The sequence below is a fragment of the Mesorhizobium cantuariense genome, assembly GCF_042647205.1.
Taxonomy (GTDB): domain Bacteria; phylum Pseudomonadota; class Alphaproteobacteria; order Rhizobiales; family Rhizobiaceae; genus Mesorhizobium; species Mesorhizobium cantuariense.
Genome location: NZ_JBHRVD010000001.1, coordinates 2,025,718 through 2,050,922 on the forward strand (window position 1 = coordinate 2,025,718; position 25,205 = coordinate 2,050,922).

Below are 25,205 nucleotides of genomic sequence, written 5' to 3' on the forward strand. Positions count from 1 at the left end.
TTCAGCTGCCGGTTCTATCGATGGCAGGGCGGCGCTGACGCGCCGCCCTTTTCCATCAGTCGTCCCCGATACCGACTTGTCAGTCGTCCCGGGCGACGGCCCGGTCAGTTCTCAAGGATGCTGACGCGCACGCTGTTTTCGTAGACGTCGACCTGGATCAGCGGTTCGCCATTGACGATGGCGCGCTTGGTCGAGGAACTCATCGCGCCGCCGCGCTCCAGCATGCGTTGCAGGTCGGCGCGCTGGTCGTTGGTCCTGAACCAGCCATCGCCCTCGTCGTCGCTGTCGCGGCGTCGGAATTTGTGCCAGTTGGCGCGGTCCTGCCGCACCATTTGCGCGGCATTGTCCAGCGCATAGCCGTCACTCGCCTGATGATCGCGATCGGAAATGCGCGCGACATAAGATCCCAGCATGTCGTCGGCATGAGCCGCGCCGGCGCCCAGCAGTGACGCCAGCAGAAGCCCGGCCGCGATGACGATTCCAGATTTTCTCATGATCAACCCCCTTTGCCCCTAGCGATGAAATCCCGTCTGCCAGAGCCGCCTGACGAAATCTAGCCGATGGCGCCTCGCGGACGAAATAAACCGGGACGGGGTTTGCCTGGCAATGGTGCGCCGGGCGCCAGACCGCAGTCAAGCCACGCCATCAATGTCAGCCTGTCTTTGAGCCGGGGCTACTTGGTGTAGCCGTTAGGAGGCATGCGCTGACCTGCTGCCTGCGCAGGGGCGCTCGGCGGGGCGGGTTGGTTCTCGGCGTTCCCCGAGGGGGCCGCGGAGGCCGTTGCTGGCGCGGTGCCTGCCGCCGGCGCGGTGCCTGTGGCCGGCGCGGCACCTGTCGCTGGTGCAGCGGTTGGCGTCGGTGCTGGGAAATCGGGACCGGTAACGCCGCCACGAATGACCATCGGGCCTGGCTGGAAGCCATGCCTGGCCTCGGGCTTGTCCGGGATCGCCGCCACCTTTTCATAGGTGACGTCGGGCTGAGTTTCGCCGACCGCCACCACCGATGTCATATCACTGGCCTTAGGTGCACCGAGCCTGATGATCGACGGTGTCGAGGACGACGCGCCCGGGAAAATGAGAGACGAGGCCTGGGCCCCGCCGGTTGCCGCCGCAAGAATGATACCCAGCAGGATACGCACAGACACGATGACCGCTCCCCTTTGCCCAGAAGCCGCACAATAGCGGGCCGGAATTGATGCCGGCTTTCGCGGAAACGTAGCATTTTAGGAATTGATAAATCGCCAATGCCCCGACTTGTCCAACACCGACTTACCCAACAGCCGACTTGCCCAACGGCCGCCATCGTACTACGCACGCCGCATCTGTGAGGTGACGAGAGTGGCTGAAATACTTAGCTCGGGCGAGGCGCTGGAGCGGGCGCTGGCGCTGCTCCGGGCCGGCGATGTCGTCGCCATCCCGACGGAAACCGTCTACGGGCTTGCCGGCGACGCCACCAACGGCATCGGCGTGGCGCGCATCTTCGAAGCCAAGGGGCGGCCGCGCTTCAACCCGCTGATCGCCCATGTCGCCGACATGGCGATGGCCGAGCGCCTCGCGCTGTTCGATCCGCTGTCGAAGAAACTGGCGCTTGCATTCTGGCCCGGCCCGCTGACGCTGGTGCTGCCACAACGGCCCGGCAACGGCATCCATCCGCTGGTCACGGCCGGGCTCGATACGATTGCCTTGCGCATGCCGAGGGGCTTTGGCGGCGACCTGATCGCCAGGCTGGGCCGTCCGCTTGCAGCACCCAGCGCCAATTCATCCGGCAAGATCAGTGCAACGACCGCGCAAGCGGTGGCGGCCGATCTCGGCGCACGCATAAAGCTGGTGGTCGATGGAGGGGCGACGCCGGTCGGGCTGGAATCGACCATCGTCAAGGCCGAAGGGGACAGATTGCGGCTGTTGAGGCCCGGTGGCATTGCCGCCGAGGAGATCGAGGCGGCCATCGGTATGGAGCTGTTGCGCGGCGGTGCCGCTGGCATCGAGGCGCCCGGCATGCTTGCCTCGCACTATGCGCCGGGCGCTGCGATGCGGCTCAACGCCGGCACGGTCGGCGAGGGCGAGGCCTTGCTCGGCTTCGGCAGCCAACGGGCGGACGGCTGGCGCCGCGCCGCCGCTTTCCTCAATTTATCCGAAGCCGGGGACCTGCGCGAAGCGGCGAGCAATCTGTTCGCCTACATGCAGGAACTCGACCGCAGCGGCGCGCGGACCATCGCCGTCGAGCCGGTTCCCTTCGACGGTCTCGGAGAGGCGATCAACGATCGGCTCTCGCGTGCCGCTGCCCCTCGTGACAACACACAGCCCACACCATAGTTTTCCCCAATGACCGAAATTTCAGAGACCCTCGACCCTGCTCTCATCGATCGCTTCGCCGCGATCGTCGGCGACAAATATGCGCTGCGTGCCGAGCGCGACATCGCGCCTTATCTCATTGAGCGGCGTGGGCTCTGGCACGGCGCGACATCGCTGGTGCTGCGGCCGGGCAGCGTCGACGAGGTCAGCCGGATCATGCGGCTGGCGACCGAGACGGGCACGCCAATCGTGCCGCAAAGCGGCAACACCGGCCTGGTCGGCGCCCAGGTGCCGGACACCTCCGGGCGCGAGATCATCCTGTCGCTGTCACGGCTGAACCGCATCCGCGAGATCGATGTGCTGTCCAACACGGTGACGGTAGAGGCCGGCGTCATCCTGCAGACGCTGCAGGAGGCGGCCGACGCCGCCGACCGGCTGTTTCCGTTGTCGCTGGCCGCGCAAGGCTCCTGCCAGATCGGCGGCAACCTGTCGTCCAATGCCGGCGGCACCGGCGTGCTTGCCTACGGCAATGCGCGCGAACTCTGCCTCGGTGTCGAGGTGGTGCTGCCCACGGGCGAAGTGTTCGACGATCTGCGCAAGCTGAAGAAGGACAACACCGGTTACGACCTGAAAAACCTGTTCGTCGGCGCCGAAGGCACGCTCGGCGTCATCACCGCAGCCGTGCTCAAGCTGTTTCCGAAGCCGAAAGGTCGCGAGGTCGCCTTCGTCGGCCTGTCGTCGCCTGAGGCCGCCCTTTCCCTGTTCAGCCTGGCCATGGACCGTGCAGGTGCCGCGCTTACCGCCTTCGAACTGATCGGCAAGCGGCCATACGACTTCACGCTGGCGCATGCCCAGGGCGTCGTGCGGCCGTTGATCGACGACTGGCCGTGGTATGTGCTGATGCAGATTTCGTCCGGCCGTTCATCGGAGGATTCGAGAGCGTTGATCGAGGACGTGCTCTCGGCCGGCCTCGAACAGGAATTCGTCGGCGACGCCGTCATCGCGGCAAGTCTTGGGCAAGGGGATGCCTTCTGGAATTTCCGCGAGCTGCTGCCCGAGGCGCAGAAGCCGGAAGGTGCCTCGATCAAGCACGACATTTCGGTGCCTGTGGCAATGATCCCGCGTTTCATCGAAGAAGCCGCCGGCGCGGTGGCGTCGGTGAGTGCCGGTGCCCGCGTCGTCTGCTTCGGCCATATGGGCGACGGCAACCTCCACTATAACATCTCGCGGCCCGTCGATGGCGACGACGAGGCGTTTCTCGCCCTCTATCACACCATGAACAAGGCGGTGCACGACGTCGTGCGCAGCCTGCACGGTTCGATCTCGGCCGAGCACGGCATCGGCCAGTTGAAGCGGGACGAACTGATCGCCACCGCACCGCCGATGGCGATCGATCTGATGCGCCGGGTGAAGGCTGCCTTCGATCCGGCCGGCATCATGAATCCCGGTAAGGTTATCTGATCCTTTCAACGTCTTGTGGCTGGTGGCATTCCGATAACCATCACTGAGATCAGCAAAATTTAACCGACTTTCTTAAGCGGGGCGGTAAGGAGCCCGCGCTACTGTCTCCATACAAACGAGGCTGGAAAAACCGGCTCGGAGAGAACCGGACACCGGCTCTCAGGAGACAGACAGGAAGGCCACTCTATGAACACCGGACTGAAGCCAGTCTGGGCGGGACGCAACATGCGTCTCGACCCATTTCGCCTGCCGCAAGTGGTGAGCTACGCGACACGCGACGACTACGGCGATGTGACCTTCACCATCGACCAGCGCGGCGCCGTGATCCGCCGCCTGCTCGAGATGAGCGGCGTGCCGGCGATCATCGCTCTGCCCGCCAATGCGTTCCGCGGCGTTGCCGCCCGCGCCATGGAGGACCCTGACGGCAATGTCACGGTGACCCTGGAACTCCTGCACAACGATCCGATGCTATCGGTGCCGCTGCTGGTTGCCGACGATCTCGACGATGTCGCCGCCGACTGGCGCGCCTGGGCCGACGCCTATCGTCTGCCGATGCTGCTGATCGAATCGGACGGCGTTGCCCGCACCCTGGAAGAATCGCTTGGCGCCGCCATCAAGACGCTGCCGCCGCAGGATCGCCGCAAGGGCCGTGTGTCCAACACCCGCCGCCCGCGTTTTCTCGCTCGCCGCAGGGCCGGCGACCTCGGTCTCAGGCTGGTCATCGACGGCCAGGAGATTATTTCGCGCGAGTGAGCATGATCCCGTAGGGAAGATGCAGGGAAAGCGAAGCCGCTAAACCAGCGGCTTCAGCGCCACCCATACAGCGCCGCCGATCAGGCCGAGGAAGATCAGCCAGCCGACCTGGTTGTTCGACCTGAACAGCCGCAGGCATTGGTCCGGATTATCGATATCCAGCACGGCGATCTGCCGCGCCATATGGGCGCCGGCGGCGATCAGTCCGGCCAGCGCCACCACCGGTGCCTGCGCCGACGCAAAGGCGATGGCGAAGCAGACCAGCGCGCCGCCATAGAGCCCTGCCAGCCACGCCTTGGTGTTGTCGCCGAACAGGCGTGCCGTCGAGCGCACGCCTACAATGGCGTCATCTTCCTTGTCCTGATGCGCGTAGATCGTGTCATAGCCGATCACCCAAAGGATCGAGCCGATATAAAGCATGATTGCAGGCCCATCGAGATCGCCGAACTCGACCGCCCATCCCATCAGCGCGCCCCAGGAAAAGGCAAGGCCGAGCACCAGTTGCGGCCAGTTGGTTATCCGCTTCATGAACGGATAGATGGCGATGATCGCCAGTGAGCAGATGCCGAGTAGGATGGCGAAGCTGTTGAACTGGATGAGCACCACGAGGCCGACCAGGGCCTGCAGGGCAATGAACAGCCATGCTCGCCGGCGCGTCGCCTTGCCGGACGGCAGCGGTCGCGAGCGCGTGCGCTCGACCTGGTTGTCGATGTCCTGATCGACGAGGTCGTTGTAGGTGCAGCCGGCGCCGCGCATGGCGATGGCGCCGACCAGGAACAGCACGAGATACCAAGGCGCCGGCAGCAGCGAGAGCAGCGGGTCGCCGGGGCGCGGATAGGCGCTTGCCGCAAGTGCCGCCGACCACCAGCACGGCCACAGCAGCAACTGCCAGCCGATCGGCCTGTCCCACCGGGCAAGCTGCGCATAGGGCCATATCGAGCGCGGCAGCACGCGATAGACCCAGTGGCCGTTCGGCGCATCGGCGACACGGCCCTGGGCCGCTTTCGACTGGATAGTTTCCATCTCCATGGAGTGGCAGCAGCGGTGGAAACCGTCAAGCGGCAAGCGGAGAAGCGGCTGCCGTCAGCCTTTCACGAGGCAAAGATGTCGCGGGTGGCGAACCAACCCTTGGCCACGTCGATGAAGGACAGCGCCGCATTCGACACTCGCTGATGCGTGTCATAGGTGAGCAGGATCCGCTGCATGGGCAGCGGATCCGACAGCGGCTTGCAGATGAGCGGCAGCCCGTCATAGCTGCGGTCACCGTGCGGGCGGGTGTAGCTGACCGCAACGCCGAAGCCGTTGGCGACCATGGAGCGCTGCAGTTCGAACGAGCTTGTCGTCGTGTCGGCGACTGGCGAAAGGCCGCGGCTGCGGAACAGGTCGAGCATGTGCTGCCAGCTGTGCGGCTGGTCCGTGGTGATCAGCGGATAGGCGGCCAGATCGGCCAGGCTGACCGTTGGCCGGTCCGCCAGGGCATGGCCTACCGGCAACAGAGCATGCGGGCGAAGTTCGCGCAGCAGGATGCGGGCGAAATGCGTCGGCAGGCTGAGGTCATAGGTGAGGCCGAGATCGATGGCCGCATCGCCGAGCCGCCGGCCGAGCGTCTCGAACGTCTCGTCGCGAACGACGACCTTGACCGCTGGATAGCGTTCGGAGAAGGCGCGGAGCAGGGCCGGCGCGAAGAACGGTGCCAGGTCCTCGAAGCATCCCAGCACCAGTTCTCCGCTGACAGCCGATTTGCTTGAACCCAGGCCGATGAGTTCGTCCGTTTCGGTGAGAACCTGTCTTGCCTTGGCCACGACGGCGCGGCCGAACGACGTCGGCGACACGCCGCTTCCCCGCTGGCGGACGAACAGCTTCTGGCCGAAATTCTTTTCGACCGCATCGATGGCCACCGAAATCGAAGGCTGCGAAACGTTCAGCACCTTGGCCGCGCCGGTGACGCTGCCGTGACGCGCTACGGCGACAAGATAACGCAACTGCGTGAGGGTTACGTTCATAGGCATATCCTATGCATCAAATGAGAAGTTATTATTTTACTGAATGAATGAGGGTTGCGATAGTCGGTTCATTCCAAGAGGAGAACGCCATGGCTTCCCAAGCTGCCACTCCCGACGCAACCATGATCGACGCAGCCACGATTGCCGACTATCAGCGTGACGGTGCTGTCTGCATCCGCGGCGCCTTCAAGGGCTGGGTCGACACGATTGCCGCCGGCATCGAGCGCAACATGCAGAACCGCAGCGCCACCGCATCCGACATAGCCAACGGTCGCGGCAGTTTCTTCGACGACTACTGCAACTGGGAGCGCATTCCCGAATTCGTCAGCGTGGTGCGGGACTCGCCCGCCGCCGAACTGGCGGCGGCGGTGATGCAGTCGCGCACCGCGCAGTTCTTCCACGATCATGTGCTGGTCAAGGAACCCGGCACGCAGAAGCCGACGCCCTGGCATCAGGACATCCCCTACTACTTCGTCGATGGCCAGCAGACCGTGAGCTTCTGGATACCCATCGACCCGGTGAAGGAAGCGACGCTGCGCCTGATCGCCGGTTCGCACAAATGGGACAAGATGATCCTGCCGGTGCGCTGGCTCGACGACAGCAATTTCTACGCTGGCGAGGGCGACTATCTGCCGGTGCCCGATCCCGACAACGATCCGTCGCTGAAGGTGCTCGAGTGGGAAATGGAGCCGGGCGACGCCATCCTGTTCGACTTCAGGACCGCGCACGGCGCGCGCGGCAACATGACCGCGGCACGGCGCCGGGCGCTGTCGCTGCGCTGGGTCGGCGACGATGCGCGCTATGTCGAGCGGCCGGGACGCACCTCGCCGCCCTATCATGGCCATGGCATGCAGCCGGGACAGAAATTGCGCGAGGACTGGTTTCCGGTCGTCTTCCAGGGCTGAAGCGAATTGCCAGAAAATCGGCGCCGATGTGCGCCGCCGATTTTCGGCAGGGGTAACGTTCCCGTGCGCAATTCCCATCAATGCGCCCGGATGCCTTGACCCGTCGCCCAGAGAGCAATAGCGGGTGCTCTAAGGGATAGTCGGCATCAAGAGGTGGCCATGAACGTTCTTCTTCTCGGCTCCGGCGGCCGCGAACATGCGCTCGCCTGGAAGATCGCCGCGTCGCCGCTGCTGACCAGGCTTTATGCCGCTCCCGGCAATCCTGGTATCGGCAGCGAGGCCGAACTGGTAAAGCTGGATATAGCCGACCATGCAGCGGTGGCCACGTTCTGCCACGAGAACAAAATCGACCTCGTCGTGGTTGGGCCGGAGGGGCCGCTGGTCGCCGGCATTGCCGACGATCTGCGGGCCCAAGGCATCCGCGTCTTCGGGCCATCCAAGGCCGCCGCGCAGCTGGAGGGCTCGAAGGGTTTCACCAAGGACCTCTGCGCCCGGTACAACATTCCGACCGCCGCCTATGGCCGCTTCAGCGATCTGGCCTCGGCCAAAGCCTATGTCGAAAAGATGGGCGCGCCGATCGTCATCAAGGCCGACGGGCTGGCTGCCGGCAAGGGTGTCACCGTTGCCATGACGCTCGGCGAAGCACAGACCGCACTCGATGCCTGTTTCGACGGTTCATTCGGCGCCGCCGGCGCGGAAGTTGTGGTCGAGGAGTTCATGAACGGCGAGGAGGCGAGTTTCTTCTGCCTCTGCGACGGCACCACAGCACTTCCCTTCGGCACCGCGCAGGACCACAAGCGCGTCGGCGATGGCGACACCGGTCCTAACACCGGCGGCATGGGCGCCTATTCGCCGGCCCCGGTGATGACGCCGGAACTGGTCGAGCGCACCATGCGCGAGATCATCGAGCCAACCATGCGCGGCATGGCAGAACTTGGCGCGCCCTTCTCCGGCGTGCTGTTCGCCGGGCTGATGATCACGGACAAGGGGCCGAAGCTGATCGAATACAACACCCGTTTCGGCGACCCGGAATGCCAGGTGCTGATGATGCGGCTGAAGGACGATCTGCTGGTCCTGCTCAACGCGGCAACCGACGGCCAGCTTGCGCATATGTCCGTGCGCTGGCGCGACGAGGCCGCACTCACCGTGGTGATGGCGGCCAGGGGCTATCCCGGCACGCCGGAAAAGGGATCGGTCATCCGCGGCGTCGAAGACGCGGCGAGCGACGGTGTCCAGATCTTCCACGCTGGCACGGCCATCAATGGCGGCGCGCTGGTTGCCAATGGCGGCCGCGTCCTCAATGTCACGGCGACGGGAAGCACTGTCGGCGAGGCGCAGAGACGAGCCTATGCCGCGCTCGACCGCATCGACTGGCCGGATGGGTTCTGCCGCCGCGACATCGGCTGGCAGGCCGTGGCGCGCGAGCAGGCTGGCTGAAGGAGAGACGGCAGTCTACCGCTGGCCGCGATCGAGTTCTGTCGAAGCGGTGCTGAGCGGATCGGCCGCCGCGGCAAAGGCGGCGTCGAGTTGCGCGGGCGAACGCTGTTCGGTCCGCTTCCACGCGACATATTGGACAATGCCGAAGCCCGGCCGTCGCGGCACCGTCTTCACCACTGGCATGCGGAAGCCGTCGCGGAAACGCGACCAGCGTGTGCCCAACGCTGCAACCATCTCCTCGAAAGTCGGCGGCGCGGCCACAGACGCGTAGGTGATGGTGACATTGCCGGCGAGGCCGGCCTCGCGTGAGATCGGAAGCGGTATCGAGGCGAGATAGTCGGGCGGCACGTCGATAAGCCCGCCGAACGGCCATTGCGCGCGCAGCGTGGCGGCATCCGTCGGCGCGACATTGACGTCGATGTCGTTGGGCGTACCGGCGACCCTGTAAGGGCAGCGGAACCTGCCGCAATTGGCTTGCGCCGAAAACTGCCACAGCGCGTAGCCCTGCCAGTTGCCCATCGGAAAATGCACGTCGATGTCGTTGATGTAGCGCGCATACCAGAGCGGCAGCCGCGACAGGAGCCGGTATCGGTAGCTGTTGTCGGCAATGTACTGGGCGGTCTTGCCGTTGGCGTAGAGCACCGGGAAACGGCCGATGCGCCGATGCACCTGGCGCACGAACTCCTCGGCATCGTCGAGCGACATCCATTGCGAAGGATCATTGCCCTCGATGTCGAGAGCCAGCAGGTCGTCCGGTGCGGGCTCGGCGAAATCGAGGAAATTATTGGCCTGCTCGACCGGATTGCCGGGGCGGGCGAGATGATAGGCGCCCCATTTCAGGCCGAGTGCCTTGGCGACCACCCGGCGCGTCTGGAACAGTTCGCGCGTCACCGCATGGCGTTTCCACAGCGCCTTGCAGAGCTTCACCTCGGTGTCGTCGCCCAAACAGAAATAGGGTGGCGGCATACCGTCGGACGCCTTGTTTATGAAGCCGACCACCCGCTTGTCGGTGGCGATTTGGGCCCAGTCGATGGAATTGTATTCGTAGGCGTCGACGACCAGGGCGCGGTCGGCGTTCTTCCAGGGCTCGGAAAAATCCGAGGCCTTTGCCGCCATCGACAGCGCCATCGTCGCCGCCAAGGCGAGAAGCTCTGTGCGGCGAAGAAGGCGCATCGTCCTTTTCAAAACAGGGAATCCCCGTTGATCAAAGGCAAATCCTGAACCGTCATGGTTAAGGAATGCTTCCTAGATCGCTGCCGGTTGCGGATCGGTGCTGCAGGCTGCAATCAAGCTGTTGCGATCTTCAAAGCATTTTTTTGAACGCCGCACTTGCGCAAGCGGTAGGGCTAGACCGTCGCTACTCTCGGCCAATGACGGTTTGGCAATTTGTCAAATAGTATGAAAAGCATACTTGAATTGATTCGTGGAGGAGGGAACGTAATTGAGCAATGATAAACAAATAACCGGTAATATTGGAATTTTTCATGCAGCCAGTGAATTGTCGAGGTCTGGTTGGAACGTCATGCTTACAGTGCGCAACGCCAAAGGTGCTGACTTGTTTGCTATCTCGGCAGACGAGCGTGTCATGCATCCGATTCAGGTTAAGGCTCATGCAAACAAACCACAGGATACACATTTGGGACTTGAGCCGGAGAGCTATACTACGCCGTGGTGGGTCTTTATAGCGTTTGCGCTTAGCCCAGAACCGGTGTGCTATGTAATTTCGTTAGGAGAGATTCGCGATCGCATGGGACGCGATCCGGGTGTCCGATCAGGGAAACCTGAACACCAGCGGCTCTTCTGGCTACACCGTCGCTATTATACCCCCGGATCAGATTTCGAGATGATCGAGGCGCGCAATGCTTGGCATCGTCTCGGGCAGCCTCGGTAAGTTTGCATCCTCGCCGGTCAACGCAGTCGCAACGCAAAATCCGCGTGACAAAATTTGACGTTTACGTAAAAAGAAGATGGGAGACCGGCCAAAGAACGGATGGTTTTGCAGCGGCGCCGGCTCTAGGGTTGGCGGGGCCGATGCATCAGGAGGAGTGAGCGGCATGTATCGGGCACCCGTCGAGGATATCGCTTTCACGCTCAAGCACGTGGCCGGCATGAAATCGGCGCTTGATGCCGGCAGGTTCGGCGATCTCGGCGAGGATCTGGTCGATGCCGTTCTGGGCGAGGCCGGCCGCTTCGCCACCGAAGAGGTCGCACCGCTCTACAAGATCGGCGATCAGCAAGGTGCCGTGCTGAAGGACGCCGCCGTCACCACGCCGCCTGGCTGGAAGGAGCTCTATCGCCGCTGGATCGATGGCGGCTGGAACGCGCTGTCCGGGCCTGAAGCCTATGGCGGCCAGGCGCTGCCGACTATGCTTGGCGTTGCCACGCTCGAAATGTGGAACTCCGCCGCCATGGCCTTCGGCATCGGCCCTACGCTGACCATGGGCGCGGTTGAAGCGCTGGACAAACACGCTTCCGAAGACCTCAAGGCGAAATATCTCGAAAAGCTCGTCTCCGGCGAGTGGATGGGCACGATGAACCTGACCGAGCCGCAGGCCGGTTCGGACCTCGCCGCCTTGCGCGCCCGCGCCGAGCCCGCCGGTGACGGCAGCTACCGTATCTTCGGCCAAAAAATCTTCATCACCTATGGCGAGCACGATTTTACCGACAACATCATCCACCTGGTTCTGGCGCGGCTGCCCGATGCGCCGGCCGGCACGCGCGGCATTTCGCTGTTCCTGGTGCCGAAATTCCTGGTCGGCGACGATGGCTCGCTGGGCGCGCGCAACGATGTCTTCTGTTCCGGCCTGGAGCACAAGCTCGGCATCCATGCCTCGCCGACCTGCACCATGATCTATGGCGACGGCTTCCAGGGCGCCAAACCGGGCGCCATCGGCTGGCTGATCGGCGAGGAGAACAAGGGCCTCGCTTGCATGTTCACGATGATGAACAATGCGCGGCTTTGTGTCGGCATGCAGGGGGTCGCGGTCGCCGAGGCCGCAACGCAGAAGGCGATTGCCTATGCCAACGATCGCCGGCAGGGCAAGGCGGCAAGCTACGCTGGTGCCGGCATGGCGCCCATCGTCCATCACCCCGACGTGCAGCGCAATCTCCTGACTATGAAGGTGCTGACGCAGACCGCGCGGGCGATCAGCTATTCCTGTGCCCACGCCATCGACCTGGCGCGCGTCTCGGAGGGTGACGAGGCGGCGCATTGGCGTGACCGCGCCAATCTGCTGACGCCGCTGGCCAAGGCGTTTTCGACCGATATCGGTGTCGAAGTCGCCTCGCTCGGCCTCCAAGTGCATGGCGGCATGGGCTTCATCGAGGAGACGGGTGCGGCGGCTTTCTATCGCGATGCGCGCATCGCGCCGATCTACGAAGGCACCAACGGCATCCAGGCGATCGATCTGGTGATGCGCAAGCTGCCGCTCGGCGGCGGCGACCATGTGCATGGCTATATCGCCGAACTTGCCGCGGTCGCCAATGCCGTACGGACATCGAATCTCGAGGGTTTCGGTCGCACCGCCGATGCTCTCGACGCAGCGTTGGGCGATCTGACGCAAGCGACCCGCTTCCTGCAAAAACTGGCGGCCGCCGGCCGGCCGGACGAGGCTCTGGCGGGTGCTACGCCCTATCTCAGGCTGATCTCGCTTGCCGCCGGCGGCGCCTATCTGGCGCAAGGCGCGCTTGCCGATCACAACCGCATCGCCCTTTGCCGCTTCTTCGCCGAAAACCTGCTCGGCGAGGCGCGTGCCTTGAAGGAGCGCGTTGTCGATGGCGCCGACAGTCTTGCCGTTGCCGGCAAAACGCTGATTTCTGCCTGACGTTCACAAGGAAAAGACCGTGACAGACCACATCCTCGTCGAGCGCCAGGGCGCCATCCAGATCATCCGTATGAACCGGCCGGACAAGAAGAACGCGCTGACGCGCGCCATGTATGCGAAAATGTCGGCTGCTCTTGCCGAGGGTGACGCCGACCCGGCGATCCGCGTCCATGTCTTTCTCGGCGTGCCCGGCGCCTTCTCCTCCGGCAACGACCTCGCTGACTTCATGGTCGTCGCCACCGGCGGCGATGGCGGCACCGAGGTCTGGGATTTCCTGATGGCGCTGGCCAGGGTCGAAAAGCCCATCGTGTCCGGCGTCGACGGCATCGCGGTCGGCATCGGCACGACGCTCAACCTGCATTGCGACCTGACTTTCGCCACACCACGCACCATGTTCAGGACGCCTTTCGTCGACCTTGGCCTTGTGCCCGAGGCGGGTTCCAGCCTTCTGGCGCCGCGGATCCTGGGGCAGCAGGGGGCTTTCGCACTGCTTGGCCTCGGTGAGGGCTTTTCGGCCGAACGGGCGAAGACCGCCGGCCTGATCTACGAGGTGGTCGAAGAAGCAGCGCTGGAGGCCTCGGTACTGGCGGCAGCCGGCCAGATCGCGGCCAAGCCACCGCAGGCGCTGAAGATCGCGCGCGACCTGATGCGCGGCTCGCGTGACGATCTCGTCGCCCGCATCGGCGAGGAAAGCGAGCATTTCCGAGAGCGGCTGAAGTCGAATGAGGCCCGCGCCGCACTCACAGCGTTCATGACGAGAAAGAAGGCCTGAGCCTCTTCTTCAGGGATAAAGCCTCGTCTTGTCCCAGACGCCTTTCGCGTCGCGGCTGAAGACGAGCCGGTCGTGCAGACGGAACGGCCTGTCGTGCCAGAACTCGATGGTGCTGGGCACGATGCGGAAGCCCGACCAGTGCTTTGGCCGCGGGATCTCGCCGATCGGATAGCGTGCCGTGTATTCCGCCACCGCCTTCTCCAGCGCAAAGCGGCTTTCCAGCGGGCGCGACTGTTTCGAGGCCCAGGCGCCGATGCGGCTGCCGCGCGGCCGCGTTGCGTAATAGGCGTCGGCTTCGGCGTCACTGACGATCTCCACCGGCCCGCGAATGCGCACTTGCCGGCGCAGCGATTTCCAATGGAAGCACATCGCCGCCTTCATGCTGCCAAGAATTTCCTGGCCCTTGGCGCTCTCGAAATTCGTGTAGAACACAAACCCGCCTTCATCGAACCCCTTGAGCAACACCATACGCACATCCGGCATGCCGTCGGCATCGACGGTCGCCAGCGCCACGCCGTTGGGGTCGTTCATCTCGCTTTTCGTGGCGTCCTCCAGCCATGCGGCAAAGAGGCGAAACGGCTCGGCAGCCTCGGTAAAGTCACCGCTTGTTAACTCTGTGTCACTCATAGTTTTTCTCAAATTGTCACGAAGCCAAAGATTGCCACGAAGCAGGGGGAGGTTGCCGATTGTCGCGTATCGCGCAAGCTTTTGACAGCAGGCAATGGGGCGTTATCGCTTCGGCCAGCACGAAAGCCGCGATCGTGGCAGTCGCTTTGCCGCTTGCCGCCTGTGGCGCGGGCGGCTTCAGCCTGGAAAAGGCCGAAGTCGACCGCTCGATCCTGACCAGCAGCACGTCGGCCTCAGCCGCGCCGGCCAATCCGGATCGCGACTCCGACCAGACGACGATCGGCAACGCGGTCTCCTCGGCCGACATCGAGCAGCTCGGCGGACAGTCTGTGCCATGGGCGAATGCCGGTACCGGGTCACGCGGCTCCATCACCGGGCTGGCGGAAATGAAGGACAATGGCCAGACATGCCGTCGCTTCAAGGCCTCGCGCGAAAGCTTTGATGGCGTTGCCATGTTCGAAGGCGAACTGTGCCTGGCCAGCGCCGGCGGCTGGCGCATGCAGGACTTCAAGGCGCTCTGAGCCTGATCCGATAGTCGATCGGGTCGGCTTGGCGGTCTTTTCGCCGCCCGGTACGTCGCCAATCTGCCGATATCCCGATATCGGCTCCTTCCGGATCGACAAAAATCCCTCATCAATCCTCAGCCGCCGACTTTCGGATCAGGCTCTGATTTTCCGCTTTTGATATACGGCTCCAGCACTGGAATTTCTTCCTATGCGAGCGCATATAGGAGGCAACCAGAGACTCAACTCTTCTCCAGGGCAGTAAGCATGCGCGACCCCTATGAGGTGCTGGGCGTTGCCAAGAACGCATCGGCCAAGGACATAAAATCGGCGTATCGGAAACTCGCCAAGACGCATCATCCGGATCAGAATCCGAATGATCCCAAGGCGAAGGACCGTTTTGCCGCGGCCAACCAGGCCTACGAGATCGTCGGCGACGAGAAGAATCGTGCCGCTTTCGATCGCGGCGAGATTGACGCCGACGGCAAGCCGCGATTCCAGGGCTTTGAGGGCGCGGCCGGTGGCGGCGATCCTTTCGGCGGATTCCGCCGGCAGCAAGGTCCGGGCGGCTCGCGATTCGAATTCCGCTCCGGCCGCCCGGGCGGCGATCCGTTCGACGGCAACAGCGACATCTTCAGCCAGATTTTCGGCGACGCCTTTTCGGGCGCGCGTGGCGCAGGCTCCGGCGACCGCCGCCAGCCGGCGACATCAGCCGATCTGAACGTGACGCTCGATGTCACCATCGAGGAAGCGGCGACCGCCGAAAAAGTGACGGCGATGTTCCCCGACGGCCGCAAGGTGGCGGTCAAGCTGCCGGCCTATGTCGAGGATGGCCAGACCATCCGCCTGAAAGGGCAAGGCGAGCAAGGGCCGGGCCAGCCGGGCGACGCGCTGGTCAAGATCCATCTGCGCCGGCATCCGCGCTACCGCATCGAGGGCCGTGACCTGCACGCCGATCTGCCGGTGGCGCTGGCGGATGCGGTGCTCGGCGCCAAGGTGCCGGTCGATACGCCGACCGGCAGGCTTGCAGTCAACATTCCAGCCTGGTCGAGCTCGGACAAGGTCCTGCGGCTGAAGGGCAGGGGCCTGCCGGAAAAGGCCGGCGGCCACGGCGATCTCTACGCCCATGTGCGGATCATGCTGCCGGAAGGCGGCGACAGCGCGCTCGAAGCGGCGTTGCGCGGCCAAAAAGACTGATCGACGGCTTTTGTCCCCCGAACTGTCCGGTTTGAGCGCTTGAAGGGGCTCTGTGCCTGTGCGATAGGGCACTCCACAAAGCAGAAATCTTGCGGAGAGCGCTCACATGGCGGGTGGACAGGGCCTAATGGCCGGCAAGCGCGGCCTTATTCTTGGCGTCGCCAACAACAGATCGATCGCCTATGGCATCGCCAAGTCGTGCGTTGACCACGGCGCCGAGATCGCGCTGACCTATCAGGGTGAGGCGTTCAAGAAGCGCGTCGAGCCGCTGGCGGCGGAACTGGGCGCCTTTGTCGCCGGCCATTGCGACGTCACCGATCCGGCGAGCCTGGACGAAGTTTTCGCCAATGTCGCCAGGCACTGGGGCAAGCTTGATTTCCTCGTCCATGCCATCGCCTTCTCCGACAAGGACGAACTGACCGGCCGCTATGTCGAGACGACGCGTGACAATTTCCTGCGCACCATGGACATTTCGGTCTATTCCTTCACCACCATTGCCAAGCGCGCCGAGGCGCTGATGACCAATGGCGGCTCGCTACTGACCTTGACCTATTACGGCGCCGAAAAGGTGATGCCGCACTACAACGTCATGGGTGTCGCCAAGGCGGCGCTCGAAGCCAGCGTGCGGTACCTGGCCGTCGACCTCGGCGCCAAGAAGATCCGCGTCAACGCCATCTCGGCCGGCCCGATCAAGACGCTGGCCGCCTCCGGCATCGGTGACTTCCGCTACATCCTGAAGTGGAACGAGTACAATTCGCCGCTGAAGCAGACGGTGACGCAGGAGGAAGTCGGCGATTCCGGCGTCTATTTCCTGTCCGACCTGTCGCGCGGCGTCACCGGTGAAGTACATCACGTCGATTCGGGCTACCACGTCGTCGGCATGAAGGCGGTCGACGCGCCGGACATTTCGACGGTCAAGGAATAACATCCACCAACCGTCGTCTGTCCCGCTCCATCCGGAAGACCTGATGTACCCGCTGGTTTATATCGTGCGCCACGGCCAGACTGCGTGGAACGCCGAAGCCCGGCTTCAGGGACAGGCTGATACGGACATCAATGCGCTTGGCCGCGAACAGGCGACCGGCAACGGCCGCCAGTTGGCCGAGTTGGTCCAAAATCCCGAGGATTTCGATTTCGTCGCCAGCCCGATGAAACGGACGCGCGAAACGATGCAGCGCATCCGCGCCGCGATGAAGCTCGATCCGGGTGCCTATCGAACCGATCCGCGCCTCGTCGAAGTCAATTTCGGCGATTGGCAGGGATTTACCTTTCCCGAGCTCGAGACACGGTATCCCGGAGCGCGCAAGACACGCGCTCGGGACAAATGGAACTTTCAGCCGCCCGGCGAAGGCGCGGAGAGTTACCAGATGCTGCTCGAACGGGTGAGGCCATGCTTCGACGCAATCGAACGCCAGACGATCTGCGTGACGCATGGCGGCGTCATGCGCACCTTGTTTCGCTTCGTTCTGGGACTAACTGAGTACGAGGCAGCGAACCTGGAAATACCACACGATCGCCTGCTCAAGCTCGAAGGCAAGAGCCTCGAGTGGCTTTAGACCATTAAAACAATTGATTAGAGCGGCTCAGCGAAAGCTGAACCGCAAAACTGCATTCAGTTGAGGTCGGAAGCTCTAATTGGCCGAGCTGTCCGGCAGTTCCATGTCGGTGATGACGTTTTCGCCATTGGTCACATCGTAGGCGATGACGATGTCCATGCCCGGCTTCAGCGCGTCGAGATCGGTCTCGGCGTTCAGCTTATAGGACTTGCCGTCATCCAGCGTCAGCGTCAGCGCGTCCTTGTCGACCTTCTTGATCAGGCCTTCGGTCTGGCCGGCGAAAGCGGCGGTGGAAAGCAGCAGTGTGGCGGCAACGGCGCCAATCAGGGTACGCATAATCGTTCCTCTTTATCATTGCACCGGCATGGCGGCGGGCGTTCAACTGCGGATGGAGCAGAGCAGAAACCAACCGAATGTGTCAAAACTAAATCCGCCAGATCACAGTTTGACCCCTGTGAAAAACGCCAATAGAAGGCAACCTTGAGCCGGCTCCGCTGCCGGGCAGGGTCATTTCATGTCTCACAACACGTTCGGCCACCTTTTCCGCGTCACCACTTGGGGCGAAAGCCATGGCCCGTCGCTCGGCTGCGTGGTCGATGGCTGTCCGCCCGGCATCCGCTTTACGCGCGACGACATCCAGGCCGAGCTCGACAAGCGCCGGCCGGGCCAGTCACGTTTCGTGACGCAGCGTCGCGAACCTGACGAGGTCAAGATCCTGTCCGGCTTTATCCTCGACGAGGACGGCGAGACGATGATCACCACCGGCACGCCGGTGTCGATGCTGATCGAGAATGTCGACCAGCGTTCAAAGGATTATGGCGAGATCGCCCGCCAATACCGGCCGGGCCATGCCGACTACACCTATGACGTCAAATACGGCGTGCGCGATTATCGTGGCGGCGGCCGCTCGTCGGCCCGCGAGACGGCCGCGCGGGTGGCAGCCGGTGCCTTGGCGCGCAAGGTGGTGCCCGGCGTGGTGGTGCGCGGCGCGCTGGTGTCGATGGGCGAAAAAGCGATAGACCGCGCCAACTGGAACTGGAATTTCATCGGCGACGCGGAAAATCCATTCTTCACCCCCGATCCGGCTTCCGTACCCGTCTTCACGCAGTATCTCGACGGCATCCGCAAGGCGGGTTCCTCGGTCGGTGCGGTGATCGAGATCGTCGCCGACGGCGTTCCGGCAGGCCTCGGCGCGCCGATCTATGCCAAGCTCGACCAGGACATCGCGTCCGGCCTGATGTCGATCAACGCCGTCAAGGGCGTCGAGATCGGCAACGGCTTCGAGGCCGCCCGCATCACCGGCGAGCAGAATGCCGACGAGATGCGCATCGGCAATGACGGCAAGCCGGTGTTCCTGTCCAACAATGCCGGCGGCATCCTGGGCGGCATCTCGACCGGCCAGGCGATAATCGCCCGTTTCGCCGTCAAGCCGACCTCCTCGATCCTGACGCCGCGAAAATCGATCGACAAGGATGGCAAAGACGTCGAGATCATGACCAAGGGCCGCCACGATCCATGCGTCGGCATTCGCGCCGTGCCGATCGGCGAGGCAATGGTTGCCTGCGCGATTGCCGATCACTATCTGCGTCATCGAGGACAGACAGGGAAGGGAATAGGCAGTAGGGAATAGGCCTTGCCCTACTGCCTTACTGCCTACTCCCTATTCCCTGCGAGCGAAGCGAGCGTTCATGCCTTACGACCAGAAGAAAATCGTCGAAGCCCTGCGTGCTTTCGAACGCGGCGAGATCGTCGTCGTCATGGATGATGACGGGCGCGAGAACGAGGGCGACCTGATCGTTGCCGCCGTCCACTGCACGTCCGAAAAGATGGCGTTCATCGTCCGCCACACCTCCGGCATCGTCTGCACGCCGATGCCGCGCGAAGAAGCCAAGCGGCTTAACCTTGCGCCGATGGTCGCCGACAACGACTCCGCCCACACCACGGCTTTCACCGTCAGCGTCGATTTCAAGCATGGCACCACCACCGGCATTTCGGCCGAGGACCGGACGCTGACCGTTCGCAATCTTGCCAACGGCAATGTCGGCGGTTCGGATTTCGTCCGCCCCGGCCACATCTTCCCGCTGATCGCGCGCGAGGGCGGCGTGCTGATGCGCTCTGGCCATACCGAAGCCGCGGTCGATCTGTGCAAGCTCGCCGGCCTGCCGCCGGTCGGCGTCATTTCCGAGTTGGTCAACGACGACGGCACGGTTAAGCGCGGTCCGCAGGTGCAGGCTTTCGCCGAGGAGCATGGCCTGAAGCAGGTATCGGTCGCCGACCTCATTGCCTACCGGCAGCGCAAGGAAACGCTGGTCGAACGTGTGGCTTGCTCGGACATCGACACGCTCGGCGGCAAGGCGCAGGTCTTCACCTACACGCTGCCCTGGGACTCCATGCATCACGTCGCGATCGTCTTCGGCGACATCCGCGACGGCGAGGATGTGCCGGTGCGTCTGCATTCCGAGGATGTGGTGACCGACGTGTTCGGCACCAGCCATCGGCTCGACGCCATCATGAAATCGATGGGCGAGCGCAGGCGGGGCGTCATCGTCTATCTGCGCGAAGGCTCCGTCGGTGTCGCCCACCAGGAACGCAAGCGGCCGGCGAGCGGCGAACGCGAGGATCACGAAGAGGCGCGCCGCCGCGAGAACGAATGGCGCGAGATCGGGCTCGGCGCGCAGATACTCAAGGATCTCGGCATCTCCTCGATCAACCTGATCGCCTCGCGCGAACGCCACTATGTCGGCCTCGAAGGTTTTGGCATCCATATCGCCAAGACCGAGATTCTCTGAGCAGGCAGATAGCGCCCGGCTCGAAACCGGGCGCTATCTGATTATTCCGCAGCAATCGCAGCTGCTTCGCATCCGTCCATCTCGCACTCAGTCGTGGCAAGGCTGCGCTGACCAAGCAGCACGGCGACCAGGGCGATTGTGCCTGCTGCAACCGAGACCCAGAACCCGTTCTGAGCGCCGAATGCATCCACCACCGCGCCGGCAGCAAACGAGCCGAGCGCCATGCCGATGCCGATGCCGGTCATGACCCAGGTGATGCCTTCGGTCAGCATCGCCTCCGGCACGTGCCGCTCGATCAGGCCGAAGGCGGTGATGAAGGTCGGCGAGATCGCCACACCGCTGATGAATACGGTCAACGCCAGCAGAGGCACGGTGTCGGCGGCGAGCGGCAGCAGCGTGCCGAGCGCGACGAGGGCGACAGCGATGGCCAGCTGGCGTTGCAGCGGCGCCTTCAGGCTGAGCGCTCCGACGACGAGGCCGAGTACGAACGATCCCAGCGCATAGACGCCGATGACCAGGCTCGCAGCCTCCGGTTGGCCAAGCTCCTTGGTGATCGCCACGGTGCTCACTTCGGTCGTCGCGAAGGTCGCGCCGATGAAGATCAGGGCAAAGGTGATGATCTGGACCGGCCGCAGGCGTATTGCCGAGCCGCTCGAGGCATGGCCGACCGGCCGCACCTGCGGCTCGGTCGAGCGTTGCAGGATGAAGGCTGCCGAACCAAGGGCAAGGAACAGCGTGCTCACCAGAACACCAGCTTCCGGGAACAGGGCGGCACTCAGGCCCACCGACAGCGAGGCCCCGGCGATATAGACCAGCTCGTCGGCGGCCGACTCGAAGGCGAAGGCGGTGTTCATCTGCGGCCGCCCGCGGAAAATCTCGGTCCAGCGCGCACGCACCATTGCCGGGATGCTGGGCATGGCGGCGGCCGCCAGTGCCGACACGAACAACGTCCATACCGGCCAGTCCTGGTTGGCTGCCGCTATCAGGACGGCGAAAGCCAGCACGGAGATGATGGTGGTGGGCACCACGATCCGCGTCTGGCCCAGGCGATCCACTAGTCTCGATATCTGCGGCGCAACGAAGGCGTTGGCCAGCGCGTATGTCGCGGAGACGGCACCCGCCAGCCAGTATTCGCCACGTGTCTGCGACAACATTGCCACGATGCCGATCGGCGCCATGGCAATCGGCAGGCGCGCCATGAAGCCCGCTGCGGCAAAGCCCTTGGCTCCGGGGGCGCGAAAAATTTCCGAATAGGGATTTTGCATGGGTGGTTCCTCGACAAAGGGCGTTTGGACAATTACATACGAAGCGTATGATCATTAGATAGGAGCATACGCCACGTATGTCAATTAGCATACGCAACGTATGTGAATAGGGCCAGGAGCCATGCACAGACCTCGCAAAGAGATGATCGCCGAGACGCGCGCCAAGCTGATCGCGGCGGCGCGCCATGCCTTCGGCACGATCGGCTATGCCGAAGCTTCAATGGATGATTTCACCGCCTCAGCCGGGCTGACGCGCGGCGCGCTCTATCATCATTTCGGCGACAAGAAGGGCCTGCTGCAGGCGGTTATCGCCGAAATCGACGGCGAGATGGCGGCGCGCATCAATGAAGTCGCGTCGAGAGCGCCGACCCGCTGGCAGCATTTCGTCGACGAATGCTCGACCTATATCGAGATGGCGTTGGAGCCGGAAATCCAGCGCATCATGTTCCGGGATGGTCCGGCCGTATTGGGGGATCCGGCACAATGGCCGAATGCCAATGCGTGCATCGCTTCAATGACCGGCCATCTGACGACACTGCAGGAGGAGGGTGTTGTCGTCTCCAGCCTCGACCCTGAGACTGCCTCGCGGCTGATCAACGGGGCGAGCAGTCAGGCGGCGCAACGGATCGCCAATTCGAACGACCCCGAAGCGACGTCGAAGAAGGTGGTGACGGCGTTCAAGCAACTGCTCGAAGGCCTGCTCAAAACGCCGGGTCCGCAACCGAACTGAAGTCCCATCGGTGGCCCGGCGCCACGGCCGGCAATTGACAATCCCGGGGTTGAGTTCATCCTCTCCGACCATCTCTGAGGGGGAGATTCGGGGCATGTGGGATTTCGATATCGGCAGGTCGGTGTCCATCATGATGCGGACCTGGCCGTTCATTGTCTTTCGCATGATCGTCTATTTCGGCATCACGCTGGCCTACATCATGGCGACCGGCACCGGCGCCTCCGTTGGCTATGGCGTCGGCCATATTTCCACCGATCCCGACGGCCCGTTGTCCTTTGCCCTGTGGGGCGGCGTTGTCGGTTTCGGCATTGTTTCGATTGCCGTCTACTGGATCCGCGAATACATCCTTTATGTCGTCAAGGCCGGCCACATCGCCGTCATGGTCCATCTGATCGATGGCCGCGACATTCCCGATGGTCAGAACCAGATCGCCTACGCCAGGGACATCGTGACCCAGCGTTTTGCCGAGGCCAACATCCTTTTCGTCGTCGACCAACTGGTCAAGGGCGCCATCCGCGCCATCACCGGCCTGCTCGGCGGCATCGCCGCCTTCCTGCCAATTCCGGGCCTGAGCGGCCTGGTCTCCTTCATCAACACGGTGATCCGCCTGTCGCTGACCTATGTCGACGAGATCATCCTCGGCTACAACATCCGCATCAATTCGCCCTCGCCGTTCGAGACGGCGCGGCAAGGCGTCGTGCTCTATGCCCAGAACGGCAAGGTCATGGTCAAGAACGCCGTCTGGCTGGCGGTCATCATGTGGGGCGTGTCGTTCATCATCTTCCTGCTGATGCTGGCGCCCGCCGGCGCCATTCTCTTCCTGATGCCCGGTCAACTCGCCGGCTGGGCCTTCGTGCTCGCCATCGTCTTCGCCTGGGCCTTCAAGGCGGCGTTCATCGAGCCCTTCGCCATCGCCTGCCTGATGCAGGTCTATTTCAAGACCATTGAGGGCCAGGTGCCAGATCCGGCCTGGGACACCCGGCTGGCCGAGGCATCGTCGAAATTCAGGGAACTCAAGGACAAGGCGCTGGCCTCCTTTGGCGGCTCGCGCTGGGGCACGGCCGGCGCGACGCGCTGATCCGATACGGCATCGACGGCGTTGAGGCGCGCCACGGTTGATTTCAGCGGCACCTCACCTTGCCCGGAAAAAGTTTCGCTCATGATCAGCTCCGGCAGCGGCAGCCGCCGTCCCCAGCCATGCGTTTCAAGGTCCGGTTTTGGCGCGAATTCCGAGACGCGGCCGACGCAGAGGTAGGCGACCGGCGTCACATGCTCGGGAATCGACAGCAGGCTTTTCAGCGCTTGCGCGTCAAGGATGCTGACCCAACCGACACCGACGCCCTCAGTGCGCGCCGCCAGCCAGAAATTCTGCACCGCGCAAACCGTGCTGTAGAGATCCATCTCCGGATTGTGCCAGCGGCCCAGCGGCGAACCCTTCGAGCGCTGCCGGTCGCAGGTGATGCAGATGTTGAGCGCGCTTTCGCAGATGCCTTCCAACTTGAGTTTGCGGTAGAGCGCCTGCCGCTCTTCGTCGATCGCCGGCAACTCCTGCTCGCGCGCCGCCAGGAACAGGTCGCGTACCTTTTCCCTTCGTGCGGCGTCGCGAATGACGATGAAGTTCCAAGGCTGCATGAAGCCAACCGACGGCGCATGGTGTGCGGCAAGCAGCAGCCGCGCCAGCACGTCGTCATCAATTGGGGTGGGCAGGAAATGGCTGCGCACGTCACGCCGCGTGAACATGGCGCGATAGACCGCATCGCGCGCACTCTGGTCAAATCCGTCGCCAACAGGAGCGGTCATGTGTTCCGGCATCGCTTGTCCCCTTGCGATTGCAATCAATGTCGCCCGCCTGACCATGCGGATGACGATGCCTGCCAGGCCGGTCTTCTGGCTCGGGATCAACCCGCTTCCGGTGCCTTCCCGTCATCGACAGTGGCATTTACCGGCGCGGTCCCCCTTACAGCGTTGGGCACGCCACGGAATTCAACCGTGTTCCCGATTCTCCCGCTTGCGACGGGCACCAGGCAGTGGCCACGACCTTACCCCGAAGCGCTGACGACGCCAATGCCTGCGGCGACACGAATGGACGCAGGCGTGATTTTCCCCAGCCATCAAGCCGCAACGCATGGCCATCGCGCCGTCGGGGCACTAGATAGGTAAACATGACCACTCGTCTCTACACGCATCCGATCTTCCTCGAACACCTCACGCCGCCCGGCCACCCGGAGCGGCCGGATCGCTTGCGCGCCATCGAGCGCGTGCTCGATGACGAGGCGTTTGCCGGGCTTGATCGTGTCCAGGCGCCGGAAGGCGACGAGGCCACCATCCTCTACGCTCATCCCGCCGATTTCGTCGCCCGTGTCCGCGCCGCTATTCCCGAAGAAGGCATCGCCCGCATCGATGCCGACACCACCGCCAGCCCGAAGAGCTGGCAGGCGGCGATCACCGCGATCGGCGCTGCCAACGCCGCCGTCGACGACGTCTTTTCGGGCCGCGCCGACAATGCCTTCGTCGCCGCCCGGCCGCCCGGCCACCATGCTGAAAAGACCACGGCCATGGGCTTCTGCCTGTTCAACACGGCGGCGGTCGCGGCGCGTTATGCGCAGAAGAAACACGGTGTCGAGCGCGTCGCCGTCGTCGACTGGGACGTGCATCACGGCAACGGCACGCAGGATATTTTCTGGGACGATCCGTCGGTGCTCTATTGTTCGACACACCAGATGCCGCTGTATCCCGGCACCGGGGCTAAGAGCGAAACCGGCGCCGGCAACATCGTCAACGCGCCGTTGGCGCCGCAGACCGGCAGCGAGGTCTTTCGCGATGCCTTCCTGTCGCGCGTTTTGCCGGCGCTCGACAATTTCGCTCCCGACCTGATCATCGTTTCGGCCGGGTTCGACGCACACCATCGCGATCCGCTGGCCGAGATCAACCTGACCGAGGACGATTTCGACTGGGTGACCGGCCAACTGATGCAGCGCGCCGCGCGCCACAGCGGCAACCGGCTCGTCAGCCTGCTCGAGGGTGGCTACGATCTGCAGGGACTGGCATTTTCGGTCGCCGCCCATGTCGGGCGACTGATGAAAGGATGAATG

At 63.5% G+C, this 25,205-nt stretch carries 25 protein-coding genes, 1 pseudogene and 1 riboswitch; of the genes and pseudogenes, 17 read left to right on the forward strand and 9 right to left on the reverse strand.

The features are described from left to right. Positions 1 to 104: 104 nt before the first annotated feature. Both ACFOJ9_RS09325 and ACFOJ9_RS09330 read right to left on the reverse strand, forming a co-directional pair. A complete protein-coding gene (locus tag ACFOJ9_RS09325; RefSeq protein ID WP_378978606.1) occupies positions 105 to 494 on the reverse strand; it encodes a hypothetical protein in 390 nt (129 codons plus the stop codon). Between the two features lie 179 nt (positions 495 to 673). Continuing rightward, positions 674 to 1,144, reverse strand: coding sequence for a hypothetical protein (locus ACFOJ9_RS09330; RefSeq protein WP_378978607.1), 471 nt, complete (start codon positions 1,142 to 1,144; stop codon positions 674 to 676). Between the two features lie 193 nt (positions 1,145 to 1,337). On the opposite strand from ACFOJ9_RS09330, the gene ACFOJ9_RS09335 reads away from it, so the two are divergent. The 3 genes from ACFOJ9_RS09335 (at position 1,338) to ACFOJ9_RS09345 (ending at position 4,505) form a co-directional block, all read left to right on the forward strand. Then, positions 1,338 to 2,312: an L-threonylcarbamoyladenylate synthase gene (locus tag ACFOJ9_RS09335; RefSeq protein WP_378978608.1), complete on the forward strand. Its 975-nt coding sequence runs from the start codon at positions 1,338 to 1,340 to the stop codon at positions 2,310 to 2,312. A gap of 9 nt (positions 2,313 to 2,321) precedes the next feature. After that, positions 2,322 to 3,752: an FAD-binding oxidoreductase gene (locus ACFOJ9_RS09340; RefSeq protein WP_378978609.1), complete on the forward strand. Its 1,431-nt coding sequence runs from the start codon at positions 2,322 to 2,324 to the stop codon at positions 3,750 to 3,752. Between the two features lie 186 nt (positions 3,753 to 3,938). Next, positions 3,939 to 4,505 (forward strand): DUF6101 family protein, encoded by a 567-nt coding sequence (locus ACFOJ9_RS09345; RefSeq protein ID WP_056581123.1) that lies wholly within the window; start codon positions 3,939 to 3,941, stop codon positions 4,503 to 4,505. Between the two features lie 39 nt (positions 4,506 to 4,544). On the opposite strand, the gene ubiA is transcribed toward ACFOJ9_RS09345, so the two are convergent. Both ubiA and ACFOJ9_RS09355 read right to left on the reverse strand, forming a co-directional pair. Next, entirely contained in the window at positions 4,545 to 5,528 is a 984-nt protein-coding gene (ubiA, locus tag ACFOJ9_RS09350) for a 4-hydroxybenzoate octaprenyltransferase (RefSeq protein WP_378987680.1), read from the reverse strand. A 68-nt stretch (positions 5,529 to 5,596) separates the two neighbouring features. Continuing rightward, positions 5,597 to 6,508, reverse strand: a complete 912-nt coding sequence (locus tag ACFOJ9_RS09355; protein ID WP_378978610.1) for a LysR family transcriptional regulator — start codon at positions 6,506 to 6,508, stop codon at positions 5,597 to 5,599. Between the two features lie 89 nt (positions 6,509 to 6,597). On the opposite strand from ACFOJ9_RS09355, the gene ACFOJ9_RS09360 reads away from it, so the two are divergent. Both ACFOJ9_RS09360 and purD read left to right on the forward strand, forming a co-directional pair. Next, a complete protein-coding gene (locus ACFOJ9_RS09360; protein WP_378978611.1) occupies positions 6,598 to 7,413 on the forward strand; it encodes a phytanoyl-CoA dioxygenase family protein in 816 nt (271 codons plus the stop codon). Positions 7,414 to 7,572: 159 nt separating this feature from the next. Further along, positions 7,573 to 8,850 carry a phosphoribosylamine--glycine ligase gene (gene purD, locus ACFOJ9_RS09365; RefSeq protein ID WP_378978612.1) on the forward strand — a complete coding sequence of 426 codons (1,278 nt, stop codon included), beginning with the start codon at positions 7,573 to 7,575 and terminating at the stop codon, positions 8,848 to 8,850. A 15-nt stretch (positions 8,851 to 8,865) separates the two neighbouring features. On the opposite strand, the gene ACFOJ9_RS09370 is transcribed toward purD, so the two are convergent. Beyond that, the gene (locus tag ACFOJ9_RS09370; RefSeq protein ID WP_378978613.1) at positions 8,866 to 10,023 is read right to left on the reverse strand and encodes a glycoside hydrolase family 25 protein; all 1,158 of its coding nucleotides are present in this window, start codon (positions 10,021 to 10,023) and stop codon (positions 8,866 to 8,868) included. 268 nt (positions 10,024 to 10,291) lie between these two features. Between ACFOJ9_RS09370 and ACFOJ9_RS09375 the strand changes: the two genes are divergently transcribed. The 3 genes from ACFOJ9_RS09375 (at position 10,292) to ACFOJ9_RS09385 (ending at position 13,446) form a co-directional block, all read left to right on the forward strand. Then, on the forward strand, positions 10,292 to 10,741 hold the full coding sequence (locus ACFOJ9_RS09375; RefSeq protein ID WP_378978614.1) for a hypothetical protein: 450 nt from the start codon (positions 10,292 to 10,294) through the stop codon (positions 10,739 to 10,741). A 163-nt stretch (positions 10,742 to 10,904) separates the two neighbouring features. Further along, positions 10,905 to 12,674, forward strand: a complete 1,770-nt coding sequence (locus tag ACFOJ9_RS09380; RefSeq protein WP_378978615.1) for an acyl-CoA dehydrogenase — start codon at positions 10,905 to 10,907, stop codon at positions 12,672 to 12,674. A gap of 19 nt (positions 12,675 to 12,693) precedes the next feature. Then, a complete protein-coding gene (locus ACFOJ9_RS09385; RefSeq protein WP_378978616.1) occupies positions 12,694 to 13,446 on the forward strand; it encodes a crotonase/enoyl-CoA hydratase family protein in 753 nt (250 codons plus the stop codon). Between the two features lie 9 nt (positions 13,447 to 13,455). Here the strand turns inward: ACFOJ9_RS09385 and pdxH are convergent, their stop codons facing one another. After that, positions 13,456 to 14,073, reverse strand: coding sequence for a pyridoxamine 5'-phosphate oxidase (gene pdxH / locus ACFOJ9_RS09390; protein WP_378978617.1), 618 nt, complete (start codon positions 14,071 to 14,073; stop codon positions 13,456 to 13,458). A gap of 59 nt (positions 14,074 to 14,132) precedes the next feature. On the opposite strand from pdxH, the gene ACFOJ9_RS09395 reads away from it, so the two are divergent. The 4 genes from ACFOJ9_RS09395 (at position 14,133) to ACFOJ9_RS09410 (ending at position 17,329) form a co-directional block, all read left to right on the forward strand. After that, positions 14,133 to 14,594: an RT0821/Lpp0805 family surface protein gene (locus tag ACFOJ9_RS09395; RefSeq protein WP_378978618.1), complete on the forward strand. Its 462-nt coding sequence runs from the start codon at positions 14,133 to 14,135 to the stop codon at positions 14,592 to 14,594. 249 nt (positions 14,595 to 14,843) lie between these two features. After that, the gene (locus ACFOJ9_RS09400) at positions 14,844 to 15,773 is read left to right on the forward strand and encodes a DnaJ C-terminal domain-containing protein (protein WP_378978619.1); all 930 of its coding nucleotides are present in this window, start codon (positions 14,844 to 14,846) and stop codon (positions 15,771 to 15,773) included. Positions 15,774 to 15,879: 106 nt separating this feature from the next. Further along, the gene (fabI, locus tag ACFOJ9_RS09405) at positions 15,880 to 16,698 is read left to right on the forward strand and encodes an enoyl-ACP reductase FabI (RefSeq protein ID WP_056581092.1); all 819 of its coding nucleotides are present in this window, start codon (positions 15,880 to 15,882) and stop codon (positions 16,696 to 16,698) included. Positions 16,699 to 16,741: 43 nt separating this feature from the next. Next, positions 16,742 to 17,329 (forward strand): histidine phosphatase family protein, encoded by a 588-nt coding sequence (locus ACFOJ9_RS09410; RefSeq protein ID WP_378978620.1) that lies wholly within the window; start codon positions 16,742 to 16,744, stop codon positions 17,327 to 17,329. Between the two features lie 75 nt (positions 17,330 to 17,404). Here the strand turns inward: ACFOJ9_RS09410 and ACFOJ9_RS09415 are convergent, their stop codons facing one another. Then, a complete protein-coding gene (locus tag ACFOJ9_RS09415; protein ID WP_352628630.1) occupies positions 17,405 to 17,665 on the reverse strand; it encodes a DUF1344 domain-containing protein in 261 nt (86 codons plus the stop codon). 178 nt (positions 17,666 to 17,843) lie between these two features. On the opposite strand from ACFOJ9_RS09415, the gene aroC reads away from it, so the two are divergent. Both aroC and ribB read left to right on the forward strand, forming a co-directional pair. After that, positions 17,844 to 18,959: a chorismate synthase gene (gene aroC / locus ACFOJ9_RS09420; protein ID WP_378978621.1), complete on the forward strand. Its 1,116-nt coding sequence runs from the start codon at positions 17,844 to 17,846 to the stop codon at positions 18,957 to 18,959. Positions 18,960 to 19,017: 58 nt separating this feature from the next. Then, on the forward strand, positions 19,018 to 20,118 hold the full coding sequence (gene ribB / locus ACFOJ9_RS09425) for a 3,4-dihydroxy-2-butanone-4-phosphate synthase (protein ID WP_378978622.1): 1,101 nt from the start codon (positions 19,018 to 19,020) through the stop codon (positions 20,116 to 20,118). A gap of 41 nt (positions 20,119 to 20,159) precedes the next feature. On the opposite strand, the gene ACFOJ9_RS09430 is transcribed toward ribB, so the two are convergent. After that, on the reverse strand, positions 20,160 to 21,383 hold the full coding sequence (locus ACFOJ9_RS09430; RefSeq protein WP_378978623.1) for an MFS transporter: 1,224 nt from the start codon (positions 21,381 to 21,383) through the stop codon (positions 20,160 to 20,162). Between the two features lie 121 nt (positions 21,384 to 21,504). On the opposite strand from ACFOJ9_RS09430, the gene ACFOJ9_RS09435 reads away from it, so the two are divergent. Together ACFOJ9_RS09435 and ACFOJ9_RS09440 are read left to right on the forward strand one after the other, a co-directional pair. Further along, positions 21,505 to 22,113 (forward strand): TetR/AcrR family transcriptional regulator, encoded by a 609-nt coding sequence (locus tag ACFOJ9_RS09435; protein ID WP_378978624.1) that lies wholly within the window; start codon positions 21,505 to 21,507, stop codon positions 22,111 to 22,113. A 94-nt stretch (positions 22,114 to 22,207) separates the two neighbouring features. After that, the gene (locus ACFOJ9_RS09440) at positions 22,208 to 23,191 is read left to right on the forward strand and encodes a hypothetical protein (RefSeq protein WP_378978625.1); all 984 of its coding nucleotides are present in this window, start codon (positions 22,208 to 22,210) and stop codon (positions 23,189 to 23,191) included. Between the two features lie 104 nt (positions 23,192 to 23,295). Here the strand turns inward: ACFOJ9_RS09440 and bluB are convergent. Next, positions 23,296 to 23,970, reverse strand: a pseudogene (gene bluB, locus ACFOJ9_RS09445) (5,6-dimethylbenzimidazole synthase); the annotation flags it as partial. Positions 23,971 to 23,973: 3 nt separating this feature from the next. Further along, positions 23,974 to 24,153: riboswitch (cobalamin riboswitch) on the reverse strand. 122 nt (positions 24,154 to 24,275) lie between these two features. On the opposite strand from bluB, the gene ACFOJ9_RS09450 reads away from it, so the two are divergent. Then, positions 24,276 to 25,202 (forward strand): histone deacetylase family protein, encoded by a 927-nt coding sequence (locus tag ACFOJ9_RS09450; protein ID WP_378978626.1) that lies wholly within the window; start codon positions 24,276 to 24,278, stop codon positions 25,200 to 25,202. Positions 25,203 to 25,205 lie beyond the last annotated feature (3 nt).